We start from the raw sequence: 23,671 nt of genomic DNA, 5'->3' as shown, positions 1-23,671 counted from the left end.
TTCTTATCAAATTTACTACTTTATATTCCTAATTTTATAAAATTTATTGTATTTTTCAAAGTCCGCTTTTATTCATTAATGATTCTAATAACTCTTTAGAGGACTTAGATCTCATATCCATTTGCAATTCAATATCTATAACTTTCTTCTCCATTTTATTTAGAAAATCATCTGTTTCATTGTTACCATACTCTTTATTATCACTTCTAGTATCTTTAATACTTAATTTAATCATATCTATTGCTTCTTTTAATTCCTTATTATAATCCTCTTCATTTATTAATTCTTCTTTTTTACTTCTCATAGCTGTATTTTTTTCTTCTTTAATATTATAAATCAAAAAATTATAATTATCAGGCTTACCTAGCAAATAATATTTTAAATTACCATTCTTATAAAAATTCTCTATAGAATTTGAATGTTGGCTAAAATAAATAGTGCTTTTATCTAAAACATCGGTTATTGCTTGAGAATGAAAAGCTATATTGTTTGGTCTTGAATATTGAACTATATCACCTATATAAATACTTGAATATATATTATCCCAATTTTTTAGAGCATCTTCAATTTTATATTCCCTATAATCATAAGCTCTTTTATATTCCTTTCCAAAATGCAAATTAAAAGGATTGGCAGCTGTCCATGTAGAAGTTCGATTTGGCAAATTTGATGAATAATAAAACCAAGATTTAATACTTGTAGCATTTGCTTTAGATCCTACAAAATCCAATCCCCCAGCCCTTAAAACTTGAGAAACAAAATTTGTACAATCACCGCCATCATTTATAAAATTATAATATTCTTTGTTAGATGATGTTGCCCATTTAAGTGCATATTCCCTAGCTTTCTCTCTATTATAATTACTATTTTTCATATAATTAATTTCTTTATTATATTTCATTGATACATATTCATCTTTAATATAACTGAATATACTTTTATTAGTTATACTTATATTAATTAGTAAAGTTAAAATTAATATTCTTAATAAATATATTGATTTTTTATTATGTCCCATAAAAACACTCCACAACTACATCATTAAATAAATATTTATATTTATTATTAATACTATAACAAAATTTATACATAGATATAAATTTATAACTCTAACTTCTTCATAATACTCCAAAACTCATATTTTAAAAATATAGAACGGATTTATCTCACAATTAAACATTAGTATGAATAAAAAAGTACTTCTATATAATTTTGCTTATTCCGTCGCAAGCTCCAAGTCATCGCAAAATTAATAGAAGCACTTCAAAGCTGAATGAAGGAAATTATAAAAAAGTTATTCACAGGGTAACATCTTTATAATTTCCTAAAGAGTAATAAAAAAAACTCCCGAAGGAGTTCTAAATAGAAATTAACTTAGTAATTCTGTAAGAATTACATCAAAAATTTTTACTTCTTAATTGGGGCTGTTTGTTCGACAGCCCCTTAAATTATTATATTTCTTTATTTATTCTTTACTTCCTTTAAGCATTTCTCCTATTGCAGCTATACTTCCAAGCGAAGATAAAGTTTCATTTGGTAATATAAGCTTATTAGCTGGATTGTTAGCCATTTCTTTAAGTGCTTCAACTTGTTTTAATGCTATAACAGTTTCATTAGTTCCAGATTCTATTATTGCTTGGTTAACCTTTCTAATAGCTTCTGCTTCTGCAATAGATATTTCTTCAATTGCTTTAGCCTTACCTTCAGCTTCAAGTAATTGAGATTCTTTTAATCCTTCTGCTCTTCTTATATTAGCTTCTTTTTCAGCTTCTGCAGCAAGTATCTTAGATCTCTTTTCCCCTTCAGCCTTTTCAATTTGGGATTGTCTTTGTCCTTCTGCTTCAAGAATCATAGCTCTTTTATTTCTTTCTGCCTTCATTTGCTTTTCCATAGCTTCTTGAATTTCTGTTGGTGGTATTATATTCTTAATTTCAACTGAAAGAATTTTTATACCATATGCATCAGTAACTTCATCTATTATACTTAAAAGATCTTGATTAATTTTATCTCTGCCTGATAATATTTCATCTAAAGACATATTACCTAAAATATTTCTCATGTTAGTTGTTGCTGAATAAACTATACCAGATCTAAAATCTTCTATGTTATAAACAGCATCTCTCGCATTTAAAAGTTTATAGAAAATAACATTATCTACTGAAATCTTAACATTATCCTTAGTAATAACTGATTGTGGTGGTACATCTAAGATTTGTTGTTTTGTTGATACTTTTTTTCTAACAAAATCTACAAAAGGAATCATAAAGTGCCATCCTGGCTCTAAAGTTTTATGATACTGTCCAAACCTTTCTACTACATATAAATATCCTGTATTTACTATTTTTATTGATGATAAAATTGTTATTAAAACAAAAAGTACTATTACCCCAATAATAACTACTCCTATAATTCCATCCATCTAAATTTCCTCCTCTTTTTTTATAATTAATTTAATGCCATCAATTCCAATAATATTAAAGCTATCACCAGCTTTAATCTCTTCTCCTGTATTTTGTACAGTCCAGTACACTCCATCTACTTTAACTCGCGCCCTATCTACTATATCCTCTTCTGCCTTCATTATCCTACCGATATAGGTTTCTTCCATTAAAGGTATTCTCTTAACCTCATTTTTAAACTTTTTCTTAGCCCAAGGATATCCTACAGCTATTGTTATTAAGTTTAATACTAGGAAAATTATTATTTGGAACTCGAAGGATATACCTATTAGATCTGCAATCATAGCTGCAATTGCACCAACTGTAAACCAAACAAATAAAAAATTACTTGTTATTATATCAATGCCAATTGCTATAGCTGCAATTATAATCCAAAAAATTACTGCACTCATTACTTCCCCCTCCTTTTCTTAATGATATTATAACATTTCTAGTAAATTTTTGAAATTGTTTAATTAATGATTTTATTATATTATATTTCTTATCCTATTACAATAGTTTTTTTATCCCTTTATAAGGTATTATTTAACTCTTAGTTACCTTTTCTTTTATTATCATTGATTTTCTATTGTTTTCCTTTTATTATTTATATAGTTAGTTCTGAATTTAATATCAAAAAAGAGTTAAAATATTATTAATTAATATATAGATTGGAGAGATTTTATGGATTTTATTAAAGTTGCTGCTGCATGTCCTGTTACACGTGTTGCAGATATTGAATATAACTTAGAAAATATTTTCTTATGCTTAGATGAAGCCTCTAAAAATGAAACAAAGGCAATAGTTTTTCCTGAATTGTGCATTACTTCATATAGTTGTGGAGATTTATTTATGCAATATAGCCTTTTAGAAAAAGCAAATATGGCTATTCAAAAAATACTTGAAAAAAGTTCTGGTCTAGATATGCTAATAGCTGTAGGAGCTCCTTTAAACTTCAAAAATGTTTTGTTTAATTGTGCTTATATAATATTTAATGGAAAAATACTTGGAATTGTTCCAAAATCATACCTACCTAACTATAGTGAATTTTACGAAAAACGTTGGTTTAGTGAAGGATTAGGAATTGTTGATGAAAAAGTTGATTTTGATTTTCAAAAAGATATACCATTTGGAACTAACTTAATTTTCAAATCTGGTGCATATAGCTTTGGTTTTGAGGTTTGTGAAGATCTTTGGGTTACTATACCTCCAAGCTCATATCTCTCACTTTTAGGAGCAAATATCATAGGAAATTTATCTGCTTCTAATGAATTAGTAAGTAAAAAAGATTATAGAGAAGCTTTAATTTCTAACCAAAGTGCTAGATGCATGTCTGCATATATTTATTCTTCTGCAGGAGTTCATGAATCTACTACAGATTTATTATTTAGTGGTCATCTTCTTATCTCAGAAAATGGAACTATACTTAAAGAAAATGAAAGATTTCAAAGAGAAAATGAAGTTATTTACTCTTATATAGATGTTTTTAAACTTAATAGTGAAAGACTAAAAAATATAAGTTATAGAGATGCTTCAAGAATAGTTCCTTTTGATGCAGAAATTATTAATTTTAATTATAAAGAGAATAAGATTAGTAACTTTGATAGATATTTAGATAAACATCCTTTTGTTCCTTCTAATGCTAAGCAAAGGGAAGAAAGATGTAAAGAAATTTTCAGCATTCAAGCTTCTGCTTTAGCAAAAAGAATGGAACATACTAACTTAAAGAAAGCAGTTATAGGAATATCCGGAGGCCTTGACTCTACATTAGCCTTGCTTGTAGTAGTAAAAACCTTTAATCTTCTAGGACTAGATAATAAAAATATAGTTACAATAACAATGCCTGGCTTTGGAACTACAGATAGAACATACAACAATGCCTTGACTTTATGTAAAGAACTTGGTTGTGACTTAAGAGAAATAAATATAGTAAAAGCTGCTCTTCAACATTTTGAAGATATTGGTCATGATAAAGATATACATGATGTAACTTATGAAAATGTGCAGGCAAGAGAAAGAACCCAAATCCTTATGGACTTAGCTAATAAAGAAGGCGGGTTATTAATAGGTACAGGAGATCTTTCAGAATTAGCCCTTGGTTGGTGTACATATAATGGAGATCATATGAGTATGTATTCTGTAAATCCATCTATACCAAAAACTTTAGTTAGATACTTAGTTAAATATGTAGCTGAAAAAGAATCTACTAAAGAAGTTTCTGAAACATTACTAGATATATTAGATACTCCTGTAAGTCCAGAGTTATTACCAAAAGGAGATAAAGGAGAAATTACACAAAAAACAGAAGATATAGTTGGACCATATGAACTACATGATTTCTTCTTATATCACTTTATTAAAAATGGATCTTCAAAGGAAAGAATTCAATTTTTATCTGAAGAAGCCTTTAAAAATGATTACAGTAAAGAAGAAATTGAAAAGTGGCTAGATAAGTTTATTTATAGATTCTTTACTCAACAATTTAAAAGGAGTGCAATGCCAGATGGACCTAAAGTTGGTAGTATTTCTTTAAGTCCTCGTGGTGACTGGAGAATGCCTTCTGATGCATCATTTAACTCCTTTAAATAAAAAATAAGTAAATATGTTATATTAGTTGCTCTGTCGCAAGCTCCAAGTCGCCCTAACACAACATATTTACTTCTAAAAACTCAAGGTAATAATTCCTCATTCCTCGGAATTATGAATAAAAATATAAATAGTTATTAGGAATGTGCCTTTTTATAGTTCTCTATACATTAATATCAATTATGCAAGAAAAACCCTCTGTTTATCAACAGGGGGTTTTTCAACAAACTGTAAAAAATGAGTGTTAATTTTATTAAATTAATACTCATTTTTTTATTTAATATTATTACTTTATAGTAATCTTATAAATTGTTTCTTTTGAATATAATTCATTACTATCTATTATAGAATCTTCAATAAATAAATTATTTCTTCCTATAGGTATATTTTGTGTTTCAAGACATATAGCATCTTTAAACTCTAGTTCTCTTCCAATTGAAAGTCTTTTATTATTTAAGTAATTACAACTATATACAACAACTCCATTACAATTTGTATATATTTCTAAACATCTTCCAGATTCTTCATCATATAGTTCTATAATTTTTTTCTCTTCATCATTATTATTAAGTTCAAAATAATGATCATATCCCCTTGTTATATTTAATTGATAGTAATCTTTATATACATCTTGTCCTACTTTTTTAGGCTCTCTAAAATCAAAAGGAGTATTGCTAACATCAATCATTTTACCAGTTACTATTGATTCATTATCTATCTCCGTTATTTTATCAGAATCAATATACAATAGATGTTCAGTTATTTTTCTTTTAGCATTTCCACTCAAATTAAAATAAGAATGGTTTGTCATATTTAGAATAGTTTTTTTATTGGTTTTTCCTTCATAGGATATTTTAAATTCATTTTCATTATTTAATGTATATTTTATTTTCACTAAAACTTCTCCAGGAAAACCACCCTCACCTTCTAAACTCAAATATGAAAATATTACTCCAACTTCATGATTATTTTTAAATGTTTTAAAGTCAAATCTTTTAAAATTAAATCCATTAAACCCACCATGTAATGTATTATTACCTTCATTCTTTTCTAGCTTATATAACTCTCCCTGTATTTCAAATTCTCCATTACCTACTCTTCCAGAATTTCTTCCAATTATAGTACCTAAATAACCAGGATTTTTTAAATAGGTATCATAATCTTCAAATGTTAATACTATATTCTCAATATTTCCTTCTCTATCTGGTGTATTTATCTCAGTTATAATTGCTCCTAAATCTAAAATTTTTATAGAAATATTATTATCATTGAGCAATTCAATATAATTATATTTATATTTCTTAGTCTCTAATAGTTTCTCTCTTATTTCCATTCTCTATACTCCCTCCACCATGAAATTGTAAGTACTATATTGTCAATATATAATTTTAGTAAGTACAATTATATATTGATAATTATTTTATCTTTTGTAAACATTATAAATTTAGTATTATAAAAAAATATATCTAAAAAAATATCGTAGCTCTAAAGTTACGATATTTTTTAATAAGTTTATATAATTAAATTTTTATCTAATTTCATCACTAAACTGGTTCAGCATCAACTTCACATTTCCCTTCCTTTTTCTCTTCCTCAAGATTTATTTTAAGTAATGATTTTCTAAATAATAACATTGCTATAATCATTATTCCTGAAGAAATTAGAAATATACTTGAAACACTAATTTTATCAAAAAGATATCCATAAACCATACTACTCAAAGGTGAAGCTATCATACATCCTGTTGAAACAACGGTTGATACTCTTCCTAAAAACTCTAAAGGAACTATTGATTGAATCCCTGAACTTAAAAGGGTATTTGCAATACCAATAAATATACACATAGTTAATGTGATTATTAGCATTAATAAATATAAATAAAAAATAGAATTTTCAATGGCTACTAATGGTTTTAAAGCTACAATAGCATATCCTGATAAGAGTACTGATGATATTATTAAACTTCCGTATAAATTTTTACCTAAAGAATACTTCTTTGAAAGCCTCCCTACAATAAAAGTGGCTAAAATCATCCCTGCCACAGCAAAAGTATCCACTATACCATATTGTATATCTGATACCTCTAAAATAATCTTACTAATATATGCCGAACCAATAGTAAAAGAACCTAAAGCAAAATTTAATATTACAGCTAAGCTTACAATATTTATAATATCTCTTTTCTTTAATATAAATCCAATTCCATCTTTAAATTCCGAAGCAAATTTATTTAAAGATAATTTCCCTTTTGACTTTATATTTCTAGGAATAACTAAGAAGATTTCTGAAATAGCTGATACAAAAAATGTAATAGCATTTACTATAAAAACACCCTTTAATCCAAAGCTACCATATACTAGTGCTGCAATAGCTGGTGAAATTACATTACCAATAGCCATTAATAGTGAATTTAATGCATTAGCTTCAACTAAGTCTTCTTTTTTTGTTATGGTTGGAATTATAGTTTGAAGAGTTGGATTATCTAAGGTTGAAATCAAAGAAAGTGTTATAACTAAAATATAAATATTAATTAAAGACATTTCTCCAGTAATAAAATAAATAATAGCAAAAATACTTACTACTACCCCACTTGCCAAATCTAAAAAAATCAATATATTCTTTCTATAAAACCAGTCTACAATTACTCCCGAAATAGGTGATACAATTAAACCTGGAATTAATGAAACAGCAAGGATAGATGCAAATTTTGTAGCAGAGCCTGTAGTACTTAATACAAATAGTGATAATGCAAAACTCTGCATGTAAGAACCGATTAAAGATGTGATTTTCCCAAACATTAAAAGTGAAAAGTTTTTTTCTTTTAAAAGTTTAAATTTCATATTTCCCCCTTTGCTCTATTGCTAAAGTGTATTTAATTTTTATAATTAGATATTCATAACATTATTTCACTTAAATATCACCTAAAATATCCATTTATTATAATATAATACAATTATATAGTAACATTATTATATCAGTAAATAAATTTTTTAATAAAATGTATATTTATTTTTCTATATTTATTCCTTTTAACTCAAAGAAACTTACAAATCTTTATTTATAAAATTAATAAGCAAATTATAAATGGAGCTGTTTTTATAAACAACTCCATTTATTCTAAACTACATCTTCTTTTCTTAATACTCTTAATAAAGTTAATATAGCTCCAATTAAACTAATTATAGCAATGCCTATAAATACAAATCTCATTGCATAAATAAATACATCAGCTCTTCCTTCAACAAAGCCAGAAACCTTATAACCTATTTTACTACTCATCATCGTATACAAAAGACTTGTAGAGAATGCTATTCCTACTGTTATTCCTAAATTTCTTATTAGACCATTTATACTTCCTGCAATTCCAAGCTTACTCTTATCAACTGTAGACATTATTAAAGAGTTATTTGGTGATTGAAACATTCCACTACCAAGAGATACTAAACCTATAAGAAGTCCTACTAAAAACAGAGGTGTATCTTCCTTAAAAATAGCTAATGAAAAGAAGGCTAAAGTCATAATACTTAATCCTAAAGCTGATATTTTTTCACTTCCAACCTTATCAGATAAATGTCCACTTATAGGTGCTACTATAAATAAAACTATAGGTGAAACTGTCATCATAAAACCTGCAGCTCTTGGTGTTAAACTTAATACATCTTGAAGATAAAATGGTAAAATTATATTCATTGCTCCTAATGCAATAAAAGAAGTAAATCCACAGAATATACTTAATGAAAATAATTTATTTTTAAATATATTTATATCTAACATTGGGCTACTAGCTTTTCCTTCACTTTTAATAAATATAAATAATAATATAAGCGATATACTAAATGCTCCAATTATAATAGGATTAGTAAATCCAATACTTTGCCCAAAATTTATTGAACAGAAAAGTAATATAATTGAAATAATAAATATAATACTTCCTTTTAAATCAAAATTTATTTTAGTATAATCTTTTTTAAAGTTTAATGTCTTAATTATAGAAATATAAACCAAAATACCTATAGGTATATTTATTAAAAATATGTATTTCCAAGGAGCTACCGAAACAATTAATCCTCCTAATGTAGGTCCTACCATAGTTCCTAAAGCAACTGCTGTCCCTGTAAGTCCTAATGCTCTGCCCCTTTCTGAAGAAGGAAATACTTCTGTTATTATTCCTTGATTAGTAGCCATAGCAGCAGCAGCCCCTACTGCTTGAATTACTCTTGCTATAATTAAAGTTATTAATGAATTAGATAAACCGCAAAGTAAAGATCCTATTGTAAATACTGCTACTCCAAACCTAAATACCCTACTTTTTCCAATTACATCTCCAAACCTCCCAAATAATAAAATTAATGCACATATCGCTATAAGATAACTAGTAACTACCCATTCTATTCCAGCCATAGTAGTTCCAAGTTCCTTAGCCATAGTTGGTAATGCAACGTTCACTATACTACTATCTAGCGTGGTCATAAAGATCATTGGTAGAATTACTAATAATATCGTCCATTCTCTTTTCATTTTTTCATCTCCTTGTAAAAAATCAGTCAATTTTTACATTGTACTACTATTTTCCTTAAATGAAAATTCATGAAAAATTACATATAATTTAATTTTGGTTAATCCTAGAAAATTATCTTTAAAATTTTCATATTATCATAAAAGTTCTATACTACCTCTTATTTATTTTTCTTTCTTGATTATATAATAAATAAATATGCTTATTAAAATATATATTATACTTATTGTAATAATACTATTCCCCATGTATATACCTTGCATAGGTCCACTGAAAATTATTACAAAAATCATAAATATTTTAGGATAAAAACTAAAATTCAATAAAATCATTACTAAGATATACATAAATAAATTAACTATCCAAAATCCTAAAAATATTTTTAACAAATTTTTACTTTTTAAATATTTTGCTAATACTATACATAAAATCCATACTAATAAATATCCTATAGATACTATTATATTTTTACTACTTATAGGACCTCCTATTAGAATTTCATTAAAATTTAAGCATAAACTTACAATTATATTTACTATAATTAATATAATTACAGCTATTTTTTTTATCTTTAATTCTAACTTTTCTTTAATATCATTTTCCATATATCTCTCCTACTCTCTTTTCCTCTATACTATCATTTAAATCTTACAAATCCCTTTAAATAATTCTAACATTTTTCTAAAGCTTCAATTATTTTATTTTTTACAAAAAAATTAGAGCAAATTTAAATAATTCACTCTAATTATATATACTTATATTATAATTTTTTATTTTTTCTAACTTCTCTAAGCTTCTCTTCAACTAATTTTATTAGCTTGTCTTTATCCGTTTCATTATTTACAACATCCATCTTATCCATATCTATTATTAGAACTTCAGATGCATTATAACAATTTTCTACCCATGCATCATAATCCTTCCATAGGAAATTATAATATTCTTTTAAGCTTTCATCTATTTCAAACTCCCTACCTCTTAATGCTATTCTATTCAGAACAGTTTCAAAGGATCCCTTTAAATAAACCATAATATCTGGTGCCTTCTTTGGAAGCTCTTCTAATTCTTCTAACATATTGTGTAAAAGATCTTCATATATTTTCATTTCTAATTCATTAATTCTTCCAAGTTCCATATTCTTTTTAGCAAAATACCAATCTTCATATATTGATCTATCTAAAACATTATTATTATTTACTAGTGCTTCCTTTATACTCTTGAATCTTGTATTTAAGAAATATAGTTGTAATAAAAATGGATATCTATTTTTTTGAATTTCTTTTTCACTTTCACTATAGAATAAAGGTAATATAGGATTATCATCTACACTTTCATAAAATACATCTGAATTAAAATGATTTCCTAAAATTTCAGCAACAGAACTTTTACCAAGTCCAATCATACCTCCAACAACTATCAACATGCTTCACCTATCCTTTACTTTTTGTCTTTCTCTATATTACATAATAAAAAAATCACTTTCAAGACTTGACTTTTATTTTTTGTACTATATATTGTATTAGAAATAATTTTTATACTATATATTGTATTTTTCTAAATCTTCGAAATTTATCATCTAATATAATTTTTTAAAGACAAAAAGCAGCTGTAACAAGTATCTACTCACTTACCAATTAATAGTTTAACTCTCTAAATATTTAATATTCCTAAATGAAGAAAAATCCAACCACTTATTATAAAAATCTATCAGCTTATGATTTAAAGAAACTAAAGCTTTATATTCTTCTACGTATCTATATAATTCCTCATTATTATTTATTTTTATTCTAAATCCTTTTTCATTTATTATATTATAAATTTCATAATTATATTTATCTAAATATACTATGTCATTCAATTTTTTCTCTCTTATTTTTACCACCATATTCTTATCAACACTTAGAATATCAAAATTTTCTCCATAATGGAATGTTTCTCCCTCTATATCAACTGATTCTCCAATTCTAAATATATTTTTCTTTGTATTAACCTTACTTATACTTTCTCCAGGTAGAATAATATAATATTCTTCAAAAATATCTAAATTTATTTCTATATTTTCCTTAATAAAAATTGTTCCTATACTCTCTTTGCCTATCTTTAAAGTAGATATTATCCCTCCTCCACTTACATCGTACTCATCTATTATAACAAACCTTCCCATAGAATTATTTTCACTAAATTTATCAAAAGATATTATTCCCTTAGTTTTAATTATAACTTGAGCTACATCATTTAATTTTACTTCCTTTACATCAATTAACTCTTCTAAAGTTGTAGCATCTATTACTTTATCTATAGAAATAATTTCGCATTCTACCTCTTGAGTAACTAACTTTAATTTATACTTTTTATTCTTATCTAAATTATTTTTACCCATCCATATTATATTTGCTTCTATGGTATCTCCAGTTAATGGCTTTGAAGTAGTATGTGAAATAATTTCTCCTCTTTTATTATAAAATTCATCTTCTAATATAATTCCTATACTTCTTCCTGTCTCTTCTATTCTTCTTTTATCTTCGTCTAAGAAATATTCTATAGATTTTACCCTAGTAATTTTATTACTTGGTGATATTAAAACTTCATCCCCTGCAGCTATCTTCCCCGATTCTATTCTACCTGCTATTATTCTTCTATCATCAAATTTATAAACATCTTGTATTGGAAGTCTAAGTTCCTTGTCTTCTAGTCCTCTTTCCTTTGTAAATAAATCTAATGCTTCTAAAACAGTTTCACCATTGTACCAATTCATCTTATTGGATTTTCTTGATAGATTCTCCCCATAATAAGCTGAAATAGGAATATATTTTTTAGGATATACACCTAAATTCTCTAAAAACTTATTCATTTCTAACTTAATATTATTAAATTTATCTTCATCATAATTAATTAAATCCATTTTATTTACAAGGACATAAACTTGTTTTATTCCAAGTAATGATAAAATATAACCATGTCTTTTAGACTGTTCTTGTATTCCCTCATTACTATCAATTATTAAAAGTGCTCCTTCTGCACTTGCTGCTCCAGATATCATGTTTTTTAAAAATTCTTTATGCCCAGGTGCATCTATTATTACATAATCTCTTTTTTCACTTTTAAATTTTATTTCTGTTGTATCTATAGTTATTCCTTGCTTTTGCTCTTCCTCAAAAGCATCTAATAAGAATGCATATTCAAATACTTTACCATCCTCTTCACAAACTTTTTTCACCTTATTAATTACTCCTTCAGTTATAGAATTAGTATCATAAAGTAATCTTCCTATTACTGTTGACTTTCCATGATCCACATGTCCAACTGCCACTATCCTTAAAACTTCTCCACTACTCATATTTCTTCCCCCTACATATATCCTTCTTTACGTAATTTTTGCATTGCATAAGAATCTTCTTGATCTTGGGCTCTTCCTGCTCTTTCAGAAGTTTTTGTTTCTTTAAGTTCATTTATAATTTCATCAATAGTTGAAGCATTAGAATCTATAGTTCCTGTACATTCAGCACATCCTAAACTCCTATATCTTCTACCCTTTTTAGAAAAATATAAATCTATAAGTGGAATATTTTCTCTTTTTATATACTCCCATATATCTATTTCATTCCAATGAAGTATTGGATGTACCCTTATATGATTTCCCTTTGGAAAGTCTGTTTTAAATTGATCCCATAATTCTGGTGGTTGATTTGTATAATCCCATTTTGAATCTCTATTTCTTTCACTAAAGACTCTCTCCTTTGATCTAGATCCTTCTTCATCTCTTCTTATTCCTAAAATTAACCCTTCAAATTCATATTTATTTATTACTTCTTGAAGAGCATCTGTTTTTAACGCCTTACAACAAACTAACCTACCTTTACTTGGCCCCATTCCATTTTTTACAGCTTCTTCATTAGTATGAACTATTAAATTTAATCCTAATTCTTTAGCAATTTTATCCCTATATTCTATCATGGCTGGAATTTTATAAGTTGTGTCAACATGAATAAATGGAAATGGACAATATCCAAAGAATGCCTTTCGTGCAAGCCATAATAACACTGTAGAATCCTTTCCTATTGACCAAAGCATCCCAAGTTTTCCGAATTTCTTATAAGCCTCTCTTAAAATATAAATACTTTGAGCTTCTAATCTATCTAAATGATCCATAAAATCTCCCCCTTGTAGCTGTCAAGAAAACAGCAAATTAAAAATATTTTTGTTAATATCTATTGGATTCTACTCTATTAGTAGTTATTTCAAATACCTCATCATCTTTATAAATCTTCCATATTAAATTTTTATTTTTTTCTTTTACTGTCATATAGGCTCCTTGTCCCCCTATATCTTGTCCTAAATAATATTCTATTGCCTCCACATTACATTCTTTTAAACAAGCTGTACATCCCCAACAACTTTCTTCATATTTTATATAAGCCTTATTAACTTCATTTTTATAAATAAGACTTCCAGGACAAATTTCTATACACTTATTACATCCAACACACTTATCTTTATTAATTCGTATGCTCATAAAGCTCTCCTTTTTTTACTATATCTCTATAAATAATTTCTACTTTTTTATCCTTATACACAGAATTTACATATTTAAAATAGTTATTATCTATATTAGGGTAATCCTTATTTTCCCCATAACTTCTCCATCTAGTTTCCTTTCTTGCCTTCATATGTTTTATTAAAACTTTAGCCACATATAATCTATCTATTAATTCACAAATAAGCATTAATTCATAATTATCTTCTGCTTTTAATAAATTACTTGAAGAAAGTAATTTATCTATTTTATCTTCTGCAATTTTTAAACTATTATTTGTATATTCATAAAATGTTGATATTCCTCCAGCATACTTGTCCATAATATCTTGCATTTCTTCTTCTATTTCATTTATCTTATAATTTATAACTTTACAACTTCTAAACTTAAACAAAGAATCAAAAAGCTTACTTATTTCACTTTTATTTAAATGCTGGATTTTAATATCTTCTATATATTTCAACACAGACTTAGCTGCTATTTCTCCTTCAACTAAAGCTCCTGTTACATACTTTTTAGGTGATCCACCAACTACATCTCCACCTGCATATAATCCTTTAATCGTTGTACGCCTATTTATATCTACCCAATATCCACTAGCACTGTGTCCTCCAACTATATATGGTTCAGTTCCACTTATCTCTACATTTTTATATCTAGGTCCACTCCCACTATCAATCCACTTTAAAGTTTGAGAAGGAGCCATATTTAAATAAGATTTATATAAATCTTTTTCTACTTTCTCTTCTATACCTACTGTTTTTAAATAACATGGACCTCTTTCTTTTTTATTTTCTTCTATAGTGCTATATAATCTAATTGAAGTTATATTTTCTCCATAATTATTTATATATTCTTCACCATATCTATTGACTTGTCTTGCTTTTAATCCTTGTGCAATTGTCCCTGTTGGTGCAATTGTATCCTTACATCTTAAAGCTATAAATCTCATTTCAAAGGTGGTCATCTCTGCTCCTGCTCTTATTCCCATCGCATATCCACCTCCTGTATTAAAGGGACTATACCACATTTTATGTTTTGAAAATCCAGGATTATTAGGTTTATAAATACCTGAAGCTCCACCTGTAGTACAAATTACTCCTTTGCTATATATTAAATAGAAAATGTCTTCTTTCACAGAAAATCCAATAACCCCTATTACTCTATTTTCTTTAATAATAAAATCTACAATATTTAAGTTATTTAATACTTTTATATTTTTTTTCTTTTTTACTTCATTTGATAAAATAAGTTTTATATTTTCTCCATTTATTTTTATACTTCTTTTCCCACGAGGAATATAGTTATTATTTTCATCTTTTAAAATAGCAACTCCAAACTCTTCTAATCTATTAGTAACCTTATTTAAATTTTCTGCAATAGAGTAAACTAAATCTTCTCTTACTATAGATGCTCCTTCCTTTATAACATTATTTAAATAACTTTCTTCACTTTCTCCATTATTTAAATAGCCATTTATAGCATTTACTCCTGCTGCAAGACACCCACTTCTTTTTATATTTGCTTTATCTACTATTAAAACTTTTTTATTACTTGTATCACCTAAGGTTATTCCTGCATAACATCCCGCTGTGCCCCCTCCTACAATTAAAATATCAGTTTCTATCTTTTCTATTTTAAACTCCATAATTCACCTCTAATCTTATCTAATTTAATATTAATTATTAAATTAGATTTTTCTTTTCTAGAATATATATTATTTCTGATAAAGACTTCATTATAGAATTCTTATAGGTATCTATTACTATCTCAGAATTGTCAGGCTCTTCATATTCTGAATCTATTCCAGTAAAGTCTTTTATTTCTCCATTTCTAGCTTTCTTATATAATCCCTTAGGATCTCTTCTCTCACATACATCTAACGGACATTTTACAAAAACTTCAATAAAATTATCTCCTATAATATTCCTCGCCATATATCTATCTTCTTTTGATGGAGATATAAATGATGCTATTGTTATAATTCCTGAATCTTGAAATAATTTACATACTTCTGACACTCTTCTTATATTTTCTTTCCTATCTTCATATGAAAAACTTAAATCCTTGTTTAATCCATGTCTTAAATTATCTCCATCTAATAAATAGGTTAATTTTCCTCTTTTAATTAAAAACTCTTCTAAAAAAGAGGCTATTGTAGATTTTCCGGCTCCTGACAATCCTGTAAACCAAAGAACCACTCCCTTTTGATTTAATAATTCTTCTCTATGTTTTTTACTTATTTTTGTATTTTGCCAAACTATATTTCTTTCCATAATAATCTCCTAAATAGTATAATCTATTATAAAAGTTGTTATATCCTTAGGTCTAAAATAGACTTCTTGTCCTACTTTAATATTTAATACCCTATAATCATCCTTATTTATCTGTGCTTCTATAATTTCACTATTATCAAGCCTAATTAGTTCAATATTTACTACTGGTCCTACTGCTCTTATAAAAGTAATTTTACTTTTTATAGCTCCCTCTTCATTTTCTAATAAAATTTCAATATCATGTGGTCTTACGTAACTAATTTCATTTATTTCCTTAGCTTCATAGTCATCATAAATATTTGTATATAACTCTTTAGAATCCTTATTTAATATAAAATTTCCTTTCTTATCCTCATTGTTCTGAATTCTTTTATGAAACAAATTAACATTTCCCAAAAAATTATAAACAAACTCATTTGATGGATTATCGTATACTTCTTCTGGAGTTCCAACTTGTTCTATTCTCCCTCCATTTAATACAACTATTCTATCTGCAACATCTAGAGCTTCTTCTTGATCATGAGTCACAAAAACACTAGTTATATTAAATTCTTCATGGAGCTTTCTAAGCCATCTTCGTAATTCTTTTCTTACCTTTGCATCTAAAGCTCCAAAAGGCTCATCTAACAAAAGTACTCTTGGTTCAACTGCTAAAGCTCTAGCTAAGGCTATTCTTTGTTTTTGCCCCCCTGATAATTGATTAGGATATCTATTAGCCATATTTTCCATTTTTACTAAAGTCAATAATTCCGTAACCTTTTCATTTATTTTTTCTTTACTCAGTCTTGATTTTTTCTTTTTTACCTTTAATCCAAAGGCTACATTTTCAAAAACATTCATTTGTTTAAAAAGAGCATAATGTTGAAAAACAAATCCAACATTTCTTTCTTTAGTTTTTTTATTTGTATTATCTAATCCATCAAAAAGTATTATTCCTTTATCACCTTCTTCAAGTCCTGCTATAATTCTAAGCAAAGTAGTTTTTCCTGAGCCGGATGGTCCTAGTAACGCAACTAATTCACCAGTTTCAATTTTCAAATTTATATTATCTAGGGCATTAAAATTCCCAAATTTTTTACTTATCTCTTTAATTTCTATACTCAATTAAATCCCCTCCACCTTACTCCTTAGCCTTATTTAACTCTTTAACTTTCCATTCTGATATATTCTTTATAATCAAATTAACAACTGCAATAATAGTTAAAATTGAAGCAACAGAAAATGCTGCATTATACTGATATTCGTTATAAAGCACTTCTATATGAAGAGGTATTGTATTAGTTAGTCCTCTTATATGTCCAGAAACAACTGATACAGCTCCAAATTCTCCTGCTGCTCTTGAAGTTGATAAAATAATTCCATAAAATAACCCCCATTTTATATTTGGTAATGTCACCATTAAGAAGGTCTTCCATCCACTTGCTCCTAAAATAGTAGCAGCTTCTTCTTCATTATTTCCCAAGGATTCCATTAAAGGTATTAACTCTTTAGCTACAAAAGGCATAGTAACAAATAAAGTTGCAATTATTATTCCAGGTGGAGCAAAAATTATTTTTATATTATTTTCATTTAAGAACTCTCCTAAATAACCATGATTCGTACTAAATAAAAGAACAAACATTAGTCCTGCAATTACTGGTGATACAGCAAAAGGCAAATCTAGAATAGATAATAAAAGACTCTTTCCCTTAAATTCGAATTTTGCTATTGCAAAGGCAGCTACTATACCAAAGGTAGTATTTATAGGAACTGTAATTACTATTGTTAATAAAGTTAGTTTTAAAGCTTTTAATGTATATTCATCAGTAATGGCATCAAAATAAGGTTTAATACCATTTTCAAAAGCTTTTAGAAAAACTGAAATTATAGGAACTACAAGAATTAAAAATATATAAAGTAAAGCTACACTTATAAGAAAATATTTAATTATCCTATTTTCATATCTACCATTTTTTAATTTCCATACTTTCATGCTTCTTATCCCTCCAGTACTGCTAACTTCTTTCTTTTACTTATCCATTGAAGAAGGTTAATAGAAAATAAAATTATAAAAGATGAAACTAGTAGAACTAATGCAATCGCTGTTGCTCCATTGTAATCATATTGCTCTAATTTGGCTCTTATTAGAAGTGGAGTTATTTCAGTTTCCATTGGTATATTTCCTGCTATAAATACGACTGATCCATATTCTCCTAAAGCTCTTGCAAAGGATAACGTAAATCCTGTTATTAATGCTGGTATCAATTCTGGTAAAATGACCTTAAAAAAAGTTTTAAACCCACTTGCTCCTAAACATAATGAAGCTTCTTCACATTCTAAATCTATATTTTCTAAAACTGGTTGAACAGTTCTAACTACAAAAGGAAGTCCTATAAAAACTAATGCTAGTGTTATTCCAATAGGAGTGAATGCTATCTTCACTCCCATATTAATAAATACTTTCCCTATAATGCCGTTAGGAGCATATAAATTTGTAAGGGCTATACCTGCTACCGCTGTTGGCAAAGCAAATGGTATATCTACTATAGAATCAATTATTTTACTTCCTAAAAATTTATATCTAACTAATACCCAAGCTATTAATAAACCAAAAAACAAATTAATTATTGATGCTAAAAATGATGTGCCAAAAGAAATATAATAGGAATGTACTACTCTTTCATCAGTAACTATTTCCATAAATTCACTAAATCCCATTTTAAAAGTATTAAAAAATACTGTAGATAGAGGAATTAAAATTAAAATACTAATATAAAATACAGTAAAACCTATAGTTAAGTTAAAACCAGGTACATTTTTATTCTTTTTTATAAATTTCATCAAATATACCTCCATCATTAAAATGTTTTTTTTGAGCTTCTTCCCACCCACCAAATTCTTCTATCGTAAATAACTCTAAGTTTGCAAATTTATCTTTATATTTATTTAAAATTTCTTGATTTCTAGGTCTATAATAATTTTCAGCTGCTATTTCTTGCCCTTCATCTGAATACAAATACTTTAAATATTCCTCTGCTATTTCTTCAGTCCCTTTCTTTTTAACTACTGAATCTACTACTGCTACAGGTGGCTCTGCTAATATACTTATTGATGGAACTATTATTTCAAAATCTCCATCCCCCTTTTCATTTATGGCTAGTAATGCTTCATTTTCCCAAGAAATTAGTACGTCTCCAATATTATTTTGAACAAAAGTTGTTGTAGCTTGCCTAGCACCTGAATCCAGAACACTAACATTTTTATATAAACTACTTATAAATTCTTTTGCCTTATTTTCATCATTATTATTTTCTTTTAAAGCATATCCCCAAGCTGATAGATAGTTCCACCTAGCTCCTCCAGATGTCTTTGGATTAGGAGTTATTATATTTACATCTTGCTTTATTAAATCATCCCAATCCGTTATATTTTTAGGATTTCCCTTTCTAACAAGAAAAACTATAGTTGATGTATACGGTGTTGAATTATTTGGTAGCCTACTTTGCCAATCACTTGCTATAAGTTCTTGTTTGCTATTTAATGAATCTATGTCCGCTGCCAATGCTAATGTAACTACATCTGCCTCTAAGCCATCTATTACAGATCTTGCTTGTGATCCTGAGCCCCCATGAGATTGTTGTATATTAACTTTTATTTCTGTCTTTTCTTCATAATATTTTGAAAAAGCCTCATTAAAACTTTCATATAGTTCTCTAGTTGGATCGTAAGAAACGTTCAATAAAGTTATTTCCTTACTTTCTGTATTTTCTTCTTTCATATTTCCACAAGCTATAAATGAACCTATGGATATTAACCCCAATATGGAAAATCCTATTATTATTTTATTTTTTAACATATCTATTCCCCCAAACAAAAAAGGCTTTATGAATATTAATGAAAATTAATATTCATAAAGCCTCTAATTTTTTAGTCAACTTTATATTAAATATCTATAAATTTATTTTAACCTAAACTTTTCTTCTCTCTCAATTTTTGAAATCTGTCCCTTATCCATTGTAATTATTATACTTCCGTAAGCTATTTTATCCAAAGTTTCTATAATGAAATTTAAACTATCTTCTCCTATATTAATATCATGTTCAACAAAGATACTCTCCAGAATAAAATTTTTCATTTAAATTATATTGTATTGGATAACCATCCTGTTTAATTATTGTTAAAGTGCCACTATAAACTCTGTTTAATTTTTTCAATATTTGTCTAATCGTTATATTTCCGTCCTGTCTTAATTTTGTACTAGTATAATTTTTAGTCATATTTATAACCACTCCCCACTATAGTTCTAAATATTATTTTTTTATTGATTAATAGCTCCCCCTTATAATTATTTACATTTTTCCCATCGGTTTACTATGTAATTATATTATTCTATGCTAGTTAATTTGTCAACCATTTCACAAAATTTATTTTTAATTATTTAAAATAAAAAGATTCACGCAATTTGCATGAATCTTTTTCTATTACATAAGATTTATTATATCTTTTTTTATCTTAATAAACTCTTCGCTAGTAACAATATCTTCATTTCTTTCCTTAGGTAAATTAACCTTAATTTCACCTTTTATAACTGCAGGTTTTTCTGAAATTATATATATTCTATTTGAGAGTAATATTGCTTCTTCTATATCATGGGTTATAAATAATATAGTAGAGTTCATCTCTTTAGTTAAATCTAAGAGCCACCTTTGCATTTTTCTTCTTGTCATTGAATCTAATGCTCCAAAGGGCTCATCTAAAAGCATAATATCATTGGTAGTTAAATATGTTTTTAAAAAGTTAGCTCTTTGCTTCATACCGCCTGATAATTGAGACGGATATTTATATTCAAATCCACCAAGTCCAAATTCTTCTATATGCTTTTTTACCTCTTCTCTACTTTCTTTTTTACTCTTTCCTTTAAAAATAAGTGGTATACCTATATTATCTATTACTCTTTTCCATGGAACCATCATATCCTTTTGATACATATAGCTTAATTTACCATCTACTTTTACCAAACCCTTATCACTCTTAATAATGTTAGTTAATATATTAAAAATAGTGCTTTTTCCACTTCCTGATGGGCCAAGTATAGAAACTAGTTCACCTTCATTTACTTCAATATTTATATCCCTTAATATTTCCATATCATCAAAGGATTTAGAAACATTTTTTAATAAAATCTTATTCTGATAAGAATTCATTTGTATAAGCCTCGCTTGCTTTCATTTCCTTATTTATTAATTTATTTTCATATAAGAAGTTAGTATAGTTATCCCATACGCTATCCTTCATTTGTCCCCAAATTTTAGTATCTTCCATATACTTATCTGCAAGATACTTTTGACTTTCTATAGCTAGTTCTTCACTGATTTCTGGCACATTTTTCACTAATATCTTAGCAGCATCTTCAGGATTTGCTATAGCATATTCATAACCTTTTGTAGTAGCTTCCATGAATTTTTTAGCTAAATCTTTTTTATTATTAACTGTCTCTTCAGTAGTAGCAATAATTGGTGTATAGTAATCTAAAGCTGGATCTAAATCTCTAACTGGTATGTAGTTTATATCAAAGCCTCTAAGACTAGCTTCAATATTTGTCCATGCTTCAAAAGTCCACTCAAAATCTAAATTATTTTTAGTTGCTATAAAAAAGTCTTCTGTCCCAGCATCAATCATCTTTAATTTACTAAAATCTGCTCCATTCTTCTCCATAACAGTCTTTAAAATAGCTTCTTCTGATGGACTCCCCCATCCACCATAAACTTTATTTTCAAAATCTTTTACAGTTTCTATTCCCTTTTCTTTAGGAGAAGCAAAACCTGATGTATTATGTTGTATTATAGCTGCTATTGCCATAACTGGTAATGGACTATCTGATGTTCTAGCATAAGTTAAATCTTCTTGATAACTAACTGCAAAATCTCCCTTTCCAGCTGCTAAAAGTTGTAGCGATGATCCTTCTGATGGTTGAATAATTTCAACATCTAATCCTAAATCTTTATAATAACCCTTTTCTTGTGCTACATAAAAGCCTGTATGATTTGTATTTGGTGTCCAATCTAATATTACTGTAACCTTTTGTAAATCTTCTTCACTTTTTACTTCTTCATTTTTGCTACATCCTGCAAATAAAGTTAATGACATTATTGATGCTAATACTACTGATATTATTCTCTTTTTTAACATTATTTCCACCTCTAATTAATTATTTTCCCCTTTTGTATTCTTCCTTTTTTCATTATTCCACGGAGTAAATATTTTTTCTATTACTGAAACTAAAATAAATATCCCCATACTTATAGCTACTATTATTACTATAGCTGCAAACATTTTATCTAAAGCATAGGCACTTCTTGCTCTAGTCATATATACACCAAGGCCTTTATCTCCTCCAAGCCATTCTCCAATTATGGCTCCCATAATACTATAAGTTGCTGCAATTCTCATTCCTGAAAAGAAATTTATCATTCCATAAGGAAGCTTTAAATGTACAAATATATTTAATTTAGAAGCTCCCATTAATTTAAAGTGGTTTATTAAATCCTTATCTACACCTTCTAATCCATCTACTATGCTTATTACTATTGGGAAAAAGCATACAATAACTACTACTATTATTTTAGGTAATGCACCAAATCCAAACCAAATAATAAAAAGCGGTGCTAAAGCAATAGTTGGTATAGTTTGTGAAATAACTAAAACTGGATAAAGAGCCTTTTTTATTAATGGCACCATATCCATAATTATTGCTAATATTATAGATAGACCTATAGCAACTATAAATCCTACAACTCCTTCATATAATGTAGCTAAAATATGAGGTATCATAGTTTTAAAATCACTAATTAAGACTTTTATAATATCTGTAGGAGCTGGCATTATATATTTTTCTATTCCACCGCCCCTAACTATTCCTTCCCATATAATTAATAAGATTATTAAAAATATTATAGGTGCTAATTTATTTTCTATATTTTCCGATTTTTTCATCCATAGTCACGCCTTCATCTTTATAGTCAATTTTAACCATAGAACATACTCTTGATGCGCCTTCATTAACGCATATATCTTGTGCTTTCTTTACTATTTCTAGTAAAACATCCAGCTCACCCTCCATTGTAGTTTCCATTGCTCCAACCTCATATTTTACTCCAGTAGATGCTATATATTCTATAACCTTGTCCACTACAGGATAAATTCTTTCTTCAGTAACTGTTGGTATTACTTGAAGGCTTACATTACAAAGTGACATAAAATTCTCCTCCTCTTATTTAATTTAATATTAACTTAAGTAATTATCTTAAATCTGATAGAATGATTATTTACCAAAAAATGCATC

At 27.2% G+C, this 23,671-nt stretch carries 23 protein-coding genes; 1 reads left to right on the top strand and 22 read right to left on the bottom strand.

Annotated elements, in window-relative coordinates; translation table 11 throughout:
- Positions 1–55: 55 nt before the first annotated feature.
- The 3 genes from ACQPVP_RS04270 to ACQPVP_RS04260 form a co-directional block, all read right to left on the bottom strand.
- Positions 56–1,018 carry an amidase domain-containing protein gene (locus ACQPVP_RS04270; protein ID WP_430847563.1) on the bottom strand — a complete coding sequence of 321 codons (963 nt, stop codon included), beginning with the start codon at positions 1,016–1,018 and terminating at the stop codon, positions 56–58.
- A 447-nt stretch (positions 1,019–1,465) separates the two neighbouring features.
- Entirely contained in the window at positions 1,466–2,419 is a 954-nt protein-coding gene (locus tag ACQPVP_RS04265) for an SPFH domain-containing protein (RefSeq protein ID WP_430847561.1), read from the bottom strand.
- Positions 2,420–2,851, bottom strand: a complete 432-nt coding sequence (locus ACQPVP_RS04260; protein ID WP_430847559.1) for an NfeD family protein — start codon at positions 2,849–2,851, stop codon at positions 2,420–2,422. It lies immediately after the preceding gene.
- A 271-nt stretch (positions 2,852–3,122) separates the two neighbouring features.
- On the opposite strand from ACQPVP_RS04260, the gene ACQPVP_RS04255 reads away from it, so the two are divergent.
- On the top strand, positions 3,123–5,027 hold the full coding sequence (locus ACQPVP_RS04255) for an NAD(+) synthase (protein WP_430847557.1): 1,905 nt from the start codon (positions 3,123–3,125) through the stop codon (positions 5,025–5,027).
- 283 nt (positions 5,028–5,310) lie between these two features.
- Here ACQPVP_RS04255 and ACQPVP_RS04250 read toward each other — a convergent pair whose 3' ends face one another.
- The 19 genes from ACQPVP_RS04250 to ACQPVP_RS04160 all read right to left on the bottom strand — a co-directional run bounded on the left by ACQPVP_RS04250 (position 5,311) and on the right by ACQPVP_RS04160 (position 23,584).
- A complete protein-coding gene (locus tag ACQPVP_RS04250) occupies positions 5,311–6,357 on the bottom strand; it encodes an aldose epimerase family protein (RefSeq protein WP_430847555.1) in 1,047 nt (348 codons plus the stop codon).
- A 211-nt stretch (positions 6,358–6,568) separates the two neighbouring features.
- Positions 6,569–7,864, bottom strand: a complete 1,296-nt coding sequence (locus tag ACQPVP_RS04245; protein WP_430847553.1) for an MFS transporter — start codon at positions 7,862–7,864, stop codon at positions 6,569–6,571.
- A gap of 277 nt (positions 7,865–8,141) precedes the next feature.
- Entirely contained in the window at positions 8,142–9,542 is a 1,401-nt protein-coding gene (locus ACQPVP_RS04240) for an MFS transporter (protein WP_430847551.1), read from the bottom strand.
- 162 nt (positions 9,543–9,704) lie between these two features.
- Positions 9,705–10,145, bottom strand: a complete 441-nt coding sequence (locus ACQPVP_RS04235; protein ID WP_430847549.1) for a hypothetical protein — start codon at positions 10,143–10,145, stop codon at positions 9,705–9,707.
- Positions 10,146–10,300: 155 nt separating this feature from the next.
- Positions 10,301–10,963 (bottom strand): deoxynucleoside kinase, encoded by a 663-nt coding sequence (locus tag ACQPVP_RS04230; RefSeq protein WP_430847547.1) that lies wholly within the window; start codon positions 10,961–10,963, stop codon positions 10,301–10,303.
- Positions 10,964–11,182: 219 nt separating this feature from the next.
- On the bottom strand, positions 11,183–12,877 hold the full coding sequence (locus ACQPVP_RS04225) for a sulfate adenylyltransferase subunit 1 (protein WP_430847545.1): 1,695 nt from the start codon (positions 12,875–12,877) through the stop codon (positions 11,183–11,185).
- Positions 12,878–12,888: 11 nt separating this feature from the next.
- Positions 12,889–13,689, bottom strand: a complete 801-nt coding sequence (gene cysD / locus ACQPVP_RS04220) for a sulfate adenylyltransferase subunit CysD (protein ID WP_430847543.1) — start codon at positions 13,687–13,689, stop codon at positions 12,889–12,891.
- Between the two features lie 52 nt (positions 13,690–13,741).
- Positions 13,742–14,053 (bottom strand): 4Fe-4S dicluster domain-containing protein, encoded by a 312-nt coding sequence (locus tag ACQPVP_RS04215; RefSeq protein ID WP_430847541.1) that lies wholly within the window; start codon positions 14,051–14,053, stop codon positions 13,742–13,744.
- Positions 14,037–15,722 (bottom strand): adenylyl-sulfate reductase subunit alpha, encoded by a 1,686-nt coding sequence (locus ACQPVP_RS04210; RefSeq protein WP_430847539.1) that lies wholly within the window; start codon positions 15,720–15,722, stop codon positions 14,037–14,039. The genes ACQPVP_RS04215 and ACQPVP_RS04210 overlap by 17 nt, the downstream gene beginning before the upstream one ends.
- 37 nt (positions 15,723–15,759) lie before the next feature.
- A complete protein-coding gene (cysC, locus tag ACQPVP_RS04205) occupies positions 15,760–16,350 on the bottom strand; it encodes an adenylyl-sulfate kinase (RefSeq protein ID WP_430847537.1) in 591 nt (196 codons plus the stop codon).
- A 9-nt stretch (positions 16,351–16,359) separates the two neighbouring features.
- Positions 16,360–17,454, bottom strand: coding sequence for a sulfate/molybdate ABC transporter ATP-binding protein (locus ACQPVP_RS04200; RefSeq protein WP_430847535.1), 1,095 nt, complete (start codon positions 17,452–17,454; stop codon positions 16,360–16,362).
- 16 nt (positions 17,455–17,470) lie between these two features.
- Complete coding sequence (gene cysW / locus ACQPVP_RS04195; protein ID WP_430847533.1) at positions 17,471–18,322, bottom strand: sulfate ABC transporter permease subunit CysW; 852 nt, start codon at positions 18,320–18,322, stop codon at positions 17,471–17,473.
- Positions 18,323–18,327: 5 nt separating this feature from the next.
- Positions 18,328–19,185: a sulfate ABC transporter permease subunit CysT gene (cysT, locus tag ACQPVP_RS04190; protein ID WP_430847759.1), complete on the bottom strand. Its 858-nt coding sequence runs from the start codon at positions 19,183–19,185 to the stop codon at positions 18,328–18,330.
- Positions 19,148–20,185, bottom strand: a complete 1,038-nt coding sequence (locus ACQPVP_RS04185; protein ID WP_430847531.1) for a sulfate ABC transporter substrate-binding protein — start codon at positions 20,183–20,185, stop codon at positions 19,148–19,150. The genes cysT and ACQPVP_RS04185 overlap by 38 nt, the downstream gene beginning before the upstream one ends.
- A gap of 102 nt (positions 20,186–20,287) precedes the next feature.
- The gene (locus ACQPVP_RS04180) at positions 20,288–20,464 is read right to left on the bottom strand and encodes a DUF2292 domain-containing protein (RefSeq protein ID WP_430847529.1); all 177 of its coding nucleotides are present in this window, start codon (positions 20,462–20,464) and stop codon (positions 20,288–20,290) included.
- 346 nt (positions 20,465–20,810) lie between these two features.
- A complete protein-coding gene (locus ACQPVP_RS04175) occupies positions 20,811–21,533 on the bottom strand; it encodes an ABC transporter ATP-binding protein (RefSeq protein ID WP_430847527.1) in 723 nt (240 codons plus the stop codon).
- Positions 21,514–22,518, bottom strand: coding sequence for an ABC transporter substrate-binding protein (locus ACQPVP_RS04170; RefSeq protein ID WP_430847525.1), 1,005 nt, complete (start codon positions 22,516–22,518; stop codon positions 21,514–21,516). The genes ACQPVP_RS04175 and ACQPVP_RS04170 overlap by 20 nt, the downstream gene beginning before the upstream one ends.
- A gap of 15 nt (positions 22,519–22,533) precedes the next feature.
- Positions 22,534–23,322: an ABC transporter permease gene (locus ACQPVP_RS04165; protein WP_430847523.1), complete on the bottom strand. Its 789-nt coding sequence runs from the start codon at positions 23,320–23,322 to the stop codon at positions 22,534–22,536.
- Positions 23,294–23,584, bottom strand: a complete 291-nt coding sequence (locus ACQPVP_RS04160; RefSeq protein ID WP_430840156.1) for a thiamine-binding protein — start codon at positions 23,582–23,584, stop codon at positions 23,294–23,296. The genes ACQPVP_RS04165 and ACQPVP_RS04160 overlap by 29 nt, the downstream gene beginning before the upstream one ends.
- Positions 23,585–23,671 lie beyond the last annotated feature (87 nt).

Source organism: Clostridium nigeriense (assembly GCF_050585265.1).
In the GTDB taxonomy this organism is placed as follows: domain Bacteria; phylum Bacillota; class Clostridia; order Clostridiales; family Clostridiaceae; genus Clostridium; species Clostridium nigeriense_B.
The sequence above is the reverse complement of the archived record's forward strand: the minus strand, read 5'-3'. Positions and strand labels throughout refer to the sequence as shown.

Excerpts from the sequence above, each read along its gene's own strand:
- ACQPVP_RS04245 (WP_430847553.1), bottom strand. The coding sequence starts at position 7,864 with ATGAAATTTAAACTTTTAAAAGAAAAAAACTTTTCACTTTTAATGTTT.
- ACQPVP_RS04270 (WP_430847563.1), bottom strand. The coding sequence starts at position 1,018 with ATGGGACATAATAAAAAATCAATATATTTATTAAGAATATTAATTTTA.
- ACQPVP_RS04265 (WP_430847561.1), bottom strand. The coding sequence starts at position 2,419 with ATGGATGGAATTATAGGAGTAGTTATTATTGGGGTAATAGTACTTTTT.
- cysT (WP_430847759.1), bottom strand. The coding sequence starts at position 19,185 with ATGGAGGTATATTTGATGAAATTTATAAAAAAGAATAAAAATGTACCT.
- ACQPVP_RS04210 (WP_430847539.1), bottom strand. The coding sequence starts at position 15,722 with ATGGAGTTTAAAATAGAAAAGATAGAAACTGATATTTTAATTGTAGGA.
- ACQPVP_RS04260 (WP_430847559.1), bottom strand. The coding sequence starts at position 2,851 with ATGAGTGCAGTAATTTTTTGGATTATAATTGCAGCTATAGCAATTGGC.
- cysW (WP_430847533.1), bottom strand. The coding sequence starts at position 18,322 with ATGAAAGTATGGAAATTAAAAAATGGTAGATATGAAAATAGGATAATT.
- ACQPVP_RS04235 (WP_430847549.1), bottom strand. The coding sequence starts at position 10,145 with ATGGAAAATGATATTAAAGAAAAGTTAGAATTAAAGATAAAAAAAATA.
- ACQPVP_RS04180 (WP_430847529.1), bottom strand. The coding sequence starts at position 20,464 with ATGAAAAATTTTATTCTGGAGAGTATCTTTGTTGAACATGATATTAAT.
- cysD (WP_430847543.1), bottom strand. The coding sequence starts at position 13,689 with ATGGATCATTTAGATAGATTAGAAGCTCAAAGTATTTATATTTTAAGA.
- ACQPVP_RS04225 (WP_430847545.1), bottom strand. The coding sequence starts at position 12,877 with ATGAGTAGTGGAGAAGTTTTAAGGATAGTGGCAGTTGGACATGTGGAT.
- ACQPVP_RS04230 (WP_430847547.1), bottom strand. The coding sequence starts at position 10,963 with ATGTTGATAGTTGTTGGAGGTATGATTGGACTTGGTAAAAGTTCTGTT.
- ACQPVP_RS04215 (WP_430847541.1), bottom strand. The coding sequence starts at position 14,053 with ATGAGCATACGAATTAATAAAGATAAGTGTGTTGGATGTAATAAGTGT.
- ACQPVP_RS04170 (WP_430847525.1), bottom strand. The coding sequence starts at position 22,518 with ATGTTAAAAAAGAGAATAATATCAGTAGTATTAGCATCAATAATGTCA.
- ACQPVP_RS04185 (WP_430847531.1), bottom strand. The coding sequence starts at position 20,185 with ATGTTAAAAAATAAAATAATAATAGGATTTTCCATATTGGGGTTAATA.
- cysC (WP_430847537.1), bottom strand. The coding sequence starts at position 16,350 with ATGGAAAGAAATATAGTTTGGCAAAATACAAAAATAAGTAAAAAACAT.
- ACQPVP_RS04240 (WP_430847551.1), bottom strand. The coding sequence starts at position 9,542 with ATGAAAAGAGAATGGACGATATTATTAGTAATTCTACCAATGATCTTT.
- ACQPVP_RS04160 (WP_430840156.1), bottom strand. The coding sequence starts at position 23,584 with ATGTCACTTTGTAATGTAAGCCTTCAAGTAATACCAACAGTTACTGAA.
- ACQPVP_RS04175 (WP_430847527.1), bottom strand. The coding sequence starts at position 21,533 with ATGAATTCTTATCAGAATAAGATTTTATTAAAAAATGTTTCTAAATCC.
- ACQPVP_RS04165 (WP_430847523.1), bottom strand. The coding sequence starts at position 23,322 with ATGAAAAAATCGGAAAATATAGAAAATAAATTAGCACCTATAATATTT.
- ACQPVP_RS04250 (WP_430847555.1), bottom strand. The coding sequence starts at position 6,357 with ATGGAAATAAGAGAGAAACTATTAGAGACTAAGAAATATAAATATAAT.
- ACQPVP_RS04255 (WP_430847557.1), top strand. The coding sequence starts at position 3,123 with ATGGATTTTATTAAAGTTGCTGCTGCATGTCCTGTTACACGTGTTGCA.